This is a genomic window from Pantoea sp. ME81 (assembly GCF_903970985.1).
Classification (GTDB): Bacteria; Pseudomonadota; Gammaproteobacteria; order Enterobacterales; family Enterobacteriaceae; genus Pantoea; species Pantoea communis.
In genome coordinates this window covers 1-4,375 of the sequence record NZ_CAJCKS010000279.1, presented here as the reverse complement: position 1 = coordinate 4,375, position 4,375 = coordinate 1, and the positions used below count along the sequence as shown (strand labels likewise).

General features: G+C 52.4%; 5 protein-coding genes. All 5 read left to right on the top strand.

The genetic code is table 11. From position 1 onward, the window contains the following. Window positions 1-519, top strand: a 519-nt coding sequence (locus tag H7A81_RS26120; protein WP_370529998.1) for a PTS transporter subunit EIIC, incomplete at its 5' end; no start/stop codon positions are given. 16 nt (window positions 520-535) lie between these two features. Beyond that, window positions 536-1,969, top strand: a complete 1,434-nt coding sequence (locus H7A81_RS26115) for a 6-phospho-beta-glucosidase (RefSeq protein ID WP_182059209.1) — start codon at window positions 536-538, stop codon at window positions 1,967-1,969. A gap of 195 nt (window positions 1,970-2,164) precedes the next feature. Further along, on the top strand, window positions 2,165-2,749 hold the full coding sequence (locus H7A81_RS26110; protein WP_182059208.1) for a YfiR family protein: 585 nt from the start codon (window positions 2,165-2,167) through the stop codon (window positions 2,747-2,749). A 1-nt stretch (window position 2,750) separates the two neighbouring features. Then, complete coding sequence (locus tag H7A81_RS26105; RefSeq protein ID WP_058961349.1) at window positions 2,751-3,965, top strand: diguanylate cyclase domain-containing protein; 1,215 nt, start codon at window positions 2,751-2,753, stop codon at window positions 3,963-3,965. Further along, window positions 3,962-4,375: OmpA family protein (locus H7A81_RS26100; RefSeq protein ID WP_182059207.1), on the top strand; the 414-nt coding region annotated here is incomplete at its 3' end. The genes H7A81_RS26105 and H7A81_RS26100, both read left to right, overlap by 4 nt.

Below are 4,375 nucleotides of genomic sequence, written 5' to 3'. Positions count from 1 at the left end.
ATGCACCGCGTCTTCACCCCGACCATCATCCAGACTATTGCGGAAACCGGCAAAGAAGGCATGGTGATGCCATCTGAAATCGGCGCCAATCTGTCACTCGGCGGCTCATCGCTGGCCGTAGCCTTCAAAACCAAGAATCCGGAATTGCGTCAGACCGCGTTTGCCGCAGCAGCTTCAGCGATTGTGGCTGGGATCTCGGAACCCGCTCTCTATGGTGTTGCGGTGCGACTCAAACGACCACTGATCGCCAGCCTGATCAGCGGATTTATCTGTGGCGCGGTAGCCGGCATCGGCGGGCTCGCCAGCCACTCCATGGCCTCACCCGGCTTGTTTACCAGCGTACAGTTTTTTGATCCGGCCAACCCGATGAGCATTGTGTGGGTGGGTGGCGTGATGGTGTTGTCGGTGGTGCTTTCATTTGTTCTGACCCTGATTCTTGGCTTTGAAGATATTCCGGTGAGTGAAACAGCGCAGCCTAAACCGGTTGTGGATCCTGCTAAAGCCGTCAATGTGAATTGATTAACTGAGGTTTTTTATGTCTGAAGTGACATTTCCAGAGGGATTTTTATGGGGCGGCGCGTTAGCCGCTAATCAGTCGGAGGGGAGCTATCTGGCGGGCGGTAAAGGCTTAACCACGGTGGATATGATCCCGCATGGCGAACACCGCATGCCGGTCAAACTCGGGCTGGAACCGCGCTTCACCTTGCGTGATGATGAATACTATCCGAGCCACGATGCCATCGATTTTTATCGTCGTTACAAAGATGACATCGCGTTGATGGCGGAAATGGGCTTCACCGTGTTTCGTACGTCCATCGCCTGGAGCCGCATCTACCCGAAAGGCGATGAGTTAACGCCAAATCCTGAAGGTATCGATTTCTATCGCAGCCTGTTCGAAGAGTGCCAAAAATATGGCATCACGCCGCTGGTGACGTTATGCCATTTTGACGTACCGATGCATTTAGTTACCGAGTACGGTTCATGGCGCAACCGCAAGATGATTGAATTCTTCGCCCGCTATGCCCGCACCTGCTTTGACGCTTTCAACGGACTGGTGAAATATTGGCTGACGTTTAACGAGATCAACATTCTGCTGCACAGCCCGTTCTCTGGCGCTGGTCTGGTCTTCGGACCAGAGGATAATCGAGAGCAGGTTAAATACCAGGCGGCCCATCATGAACTGGTCGCCAGTGCACTGGTGACGAAAATTGCACACGAGATTGACCCCGAAAATCAGGTCGGCTGCATGCTGGCGGGTGGCAATTTCTATCCCTGGTCATGTAACCCTGAAGATGTCTGGGCGGCGCTGGAAAAAGATCGCGAGAACCTGTTCTTTATCGATGTGCAGGCGCGCGGTGCTTATCCTTCCTACGCAGCTCGCGTGTTCCGCGAGAAAGGCATTGAAATTGAGTGGCAAGACGGTGACGCAGAACTCCTGCGTCACACGGTGGATTTCGTTTCCTTCAGCTACTACGCGTCCCGCTGTGCCTCAGCCGATATGAACGAGAAAAACAGCAGTGCGGCGAACGTGGTGAAATCGCTGACCAACCCGCACATTCCCCGTAGCGCATGGGGCTGGGGCATCGATCCCTTAGGCCTGCGCATCACCATGAACATGATGTATGACCGCTATCAAAAGCCGCTATTTTTGGTGGAAAACGGCCTGGGGGCGCGCGATGAAATCGATGCCAACGGCGAGATCCATGACGATTACCGTATCAGCTACCTGAAGCAGCACATTCAGGCAATGGGCGAAGCGATAGCCGATGGCATCCCGGTGATAGGTTACACCACCTGGGGATGCATTGATCTGGTCGCAGCCTCAACGGGCGAGATGAGTAAACGCTACGGCTTTGTTTACGTCGATCGTGATGATCAAGGCAATGGCTCACTGGCGCGCACCCGCAAAAAATCTTTCTGGTGGTATAAAAAAGTGATTGCCAGCAATGGCCGCGATTTAAGTGAATAATCTTTGCGATTCACTGCCGGGCGATGTCAGTTCGCCCGGCATGTTTAGATAAATACTGCATTAAATTCTCTATTAATGATTGGAACTGATTATCCTGCCAGAGTAAATAGTCCGCGTTTTCCGCTATTGAACACCTGTACTCTTTTATAAATGCCGATGGTACTATTTGCGGGTTGAACCCAGCGGAATAGCGTCATGTTACGTTTTGAACCTCGTCTTCACCCTCGTGAAGTTTTATTTCTGCTTTTGGCTCAGCTTAAAGCCGCACTGATCTGCATCGGTTCGCTGGCACTGTTGATATTGCCGCTATCCCTGCCTGCTGCTGCGGCGCAAAACCCCGCGACGAAAGATGACAAAGCCAACCGTATTGTCAGCGGCATCATTAGCTTCACCCGCTGGCCGGCGTTGCACGACGCCCCACAGTTGTGTGTGTTCAATTCTGCGCGCCACGTCAATTTTCCTGCCAGTGCCACCGCGACATCGCTGCCCTTTAGCGTGGTCTATCTCAACAGTGAAACCGAGTTAGCCAGCAATCGCTGTGATGCCCTCTATTTCGGGGATCAGTCGCCGCAGCAACAGACCGAATTGCTCAGCCTGGAGAAAGGCCATGCCGTTCTCTCTCTGGCTGAAAATAATACCGATTGCGCCATTGGAGCCGCTTTCTGTCTTATTTTTAATGCCGATCATCCGATGTTTGCCGTAAACCTTGATTCACTGGCTCGCAGTGGCGTTCGCGTGAGTCCGGATGTGTTATTGCTGTCGCGCAAAGGAAGCCAATAAGATGAAATTTGAAAAAATCAAAAATGAAAAATCATCTATCCGCATCAGGCTGCGCAAGATCAGCATCATCAACTCCGCCGTTATCTTGTTGCTGTGCTGGTTGCTGCTGACCTCCACTTCGTTACTTTTCATCAAGCGTTATGAGAAGCGCAACCTGGAGTTGATTGCCGCAACGCTGAGCAACAGCCTGACCGCTGCCACCGTCTTTGAAGACAGTTATGACGCCCACAAAAAAATTGCCATGTTGGGCAATGAAGGCATGTTTGCTACGGCGAAACTGGTAACGGACGACCAAACGGTGCTGGTTAACTGGCAAGATCAACAGCAGCAGGATGGCTGGTATGAGAACTTCTTACGCGAATGGATCTACGCGCGCCCGCTGAGCGTGAATATCAATCACGCGGAAAATGTCGTCGGAACGTTGACGCTGGCGGGTACGGTCAAAGGGGCGACGGATTTTATCCGTTACTCAGTGATGATTTTATCCAGCGGTATGCTGTGTGTGCTGATCGTCGCCTTTATGCTGAGCGCATTCTTGCATCGGGGCATTTTGCAGACGCTGCGCAATATCACCAGCTCGATTCATTACGTCATCAGCTCGGGGGACTTTTCGCTGCGTATTCCCGAGAGCCCGACCAAAGAGTTTCAGCTGTTTTCGGACGATCTCAACTCGTTGCTCGCAGAGATGCAATCATTACAGGCTTCGTTACTGCGTGATAACCGGTCGTTAGCGGCGAAAGCGTTGGAAGATCCGCTCACCGGACTGGCCAACCGCGCCGCCTTTGTCACGCAATTAACCCGATTGCTTGATGGCCAATTCGCTCATGAGCGCTTTGTGTTGCTGTTCCTGGATGGCGATCGATTCAAGAGCATCAATGATAACTGGGGACATGCGGCGGGCGATGAGGTGCTGAAAGCCATCGGTTCCCGCCTGCTTGCACTGGCCTACAAACAGGATATGGTCGCGCGCCTCGGCGGTGATGAGTTTGCGATGTTAATAACCAGCCGCGCGACTGAGAAACAGCTGCTGCAGCTGACAGAGGAGATCAGGGAAGCCATTGCGCAGAAGATTATGATCGCGGAAGGCACACCGATAACCACCTCGGTCACTATAGGTTACGCCTGGTCGCAGCATGGCGATACGGTGCAATCAATTCTGGAACGTGCGGATATGCATATGTACAAAAACAAAGGGATAAGTAAGGTACGGGTATGAAAATCAAACTCTTTCTGCTGCTGTGTATTCTGGTGTGCGGGGGATGTCAGTCAAAAGGTCGTTTCACCGCCGCACAGATTGCAGCGATGCAAAGCGCGGGCTTTACTGAAAACATGGAAGGCTGGGGATTAGGTTTATCGGACAAAATCCTGTTTGGGTTAAATGAGTCTGAACTCACCGCGACCAGTAAAGCCAACATCGCCAATATGGCGAAAAATCTCTCAGCGACGGGTATTCAGCATGTCCGGATTGACGGTCATACGGATAATTACGGCAAGGCGGATTATAACCAGCAGCTGTCACTGAAACGTGCCGATGCCGTGGCGACGCAATGGGCGTTGGGCGCTGATGTCCCGCGTGCCAACATCATCACCCGAGGCTTGGGTATGAGCGCCCCCATTGCCAGCAAT

Coding starts and splice junctions, on each gene's coding strand:
- H7A81_RS26110 (WP_182059208.1), top strand. CDS start 2,165: ATGTTACGTTTTGAACCTCGTCTTCACCCTCGTGAAGTTTTATTTCTG.
- H7A81_RS26115 (WP_182059209.1), top strand. CDS start 536: ATGTCTGAAGTGACATTTCCAGAGGGATTTTTATGGGGCGGCGCGTTA.
- H7A81_RS26105 (WP_058961349.1), top strand. CDS start 2,751: ATGAAATTTGAAAAAATCAAAAATGAAAAATCATCTATCCGCATCAGG.